Below are 539 nucleotides of genomic sequence, written 5' to 3'. Positions count from 1 at the left end.
GAAAAAGCCCGCGCCACGCTCGCCTCGGCGAAGACGAAAGCGGACCGTTACACGGAACTCGTGAAGATCAACGCTGTGAGTAAGCAGGATTACGACGATGCCGTCGCCGCCGTCCGAGAAGACGCTGCCGACGTGACGGCCGACAAGGCGTCGCTCGAATCTGCACGTGTGAACCTCGGCTACACACGTGTGCGGGCACCCATTTCCGGGCGCATTGGTGCATCCAGCGTAACCGAGGGGGCGCTCGTCACCTCCGATCAGACCACTGCGCTCGCCACCATCCAGGCGTTCGACCAGATGTACCTCGACGTCACGCGCTCCAGCACTGAGTGGCTGAAGCTGCGTAAGGCCTTCGCTTCCGGTCGCTTGAAGAAGACAGGAAGCGACAGCGCAGCCGTTACGCTCGTGATGGAAGACGGCACTGAATATACTCACCTCGGCACCCTGCAGTTTTCAGGCGTGACCGTGGATGCAACTACGAGTTCGGTTACACTGCGCAGCACATTCCCGAACCCCGAACGCGAATTGCTGCCCGGCAT

General features: G+C 61.0%; 1 protein-coding gene. It reads left to right on the top strand.

Annotated features, from left to right (window positions below):
* Positions 1-539, top strand: a 539-nt coding sequence (locus FQ746_RS28555) for an efflux RND transporter periplasmic adaptor subunit (protein WP_144113156.1), incomplete at both ends; no start/stop codon positions are given.

It is taken from the genome of Paraburkholderia sp. BCC1886, from assembly GCF_900996245.1.
Lineage (GTDB): Bacteria > Pseudomonadota > Gammaproteobacteria > Burkholderiales > Burkholderiaceae > Paraburkholderia.
Note: the sequence above shows the minus strand (reverse complement) of the source record. Positions and strands in the feature narration are given on the sequence as shown.